Consider the following 590-nt stretch of genomic DNA (forward strand, 5'->3'; position numbering starts at 1 on the left):
CCTGGTCGCGAACCTGATCGACATCCTGGTCCTCGCCGAGGCTTGTCAGGTAATCGGCCCCGAGGTTCGAGGTCATGATGATGATCGTGTTCTTGAAGTCGACGGTGCGACCCTGACCATCCGTCAGGCGACCGTCGTCGAGCACCTGCAGGAGCACGTTGAACACGTCGGGATGCGCCTTCTCGATCTCGTCGAACAGCACCACCTGATAAGGCTTGCGCCGAACGGCTTCCGTGAGCGCCCCACCTTCCTCATAGCCGACATAGCCCGGAGGTGCCCCGATCAGTCGAGAGACCGAATGCTTCTCCATGAATTCCGACATATCGAGCCGAACCATCGCCGTCTCGTCGTCGAAGAGGAAGCGGGCGAGCGACTTGGTGAGCTCGGTCTTGCCGACCCCGGTCGGACCGAGGAAGATGAACGAGCCGATCGGCCGGTTCGGATCCTGGAGACCGGCCCGCGCACGGCGAACCGCCCGCGACACGGCCTGCACCGCATCCCCCTGGCCGACCACCGATTTCGCCAGATCGTCTTCCATCCGAAGCAGCTTGTCGCGCTCGCCTTCCAGCATCTTGTCGATCGGGATCCCG

General features: G+C 63.1%; 1 protein-coding gene. It reads right to left on the bottom strand.

Features of this window, described 5'->3' with window-relative positions:
* Nucleotides 1-590: AAA family ATPase (locus tag CXR03_RS18935; protein ID WP_146070563.1), on the bottom strand; the 590-nt coding region annotated here is incomplete at both ends.

This window comes from Arthrobacter sp. 08Y14 (assembly GCF_002929455.1).
Classification (GTDB): Bacteria; Actinomycetota; Actinomycetes; order Actinomycetales; family Micrococcaceae; genus Arthrobacter_B; species Arthrobacter_B sunyaminii.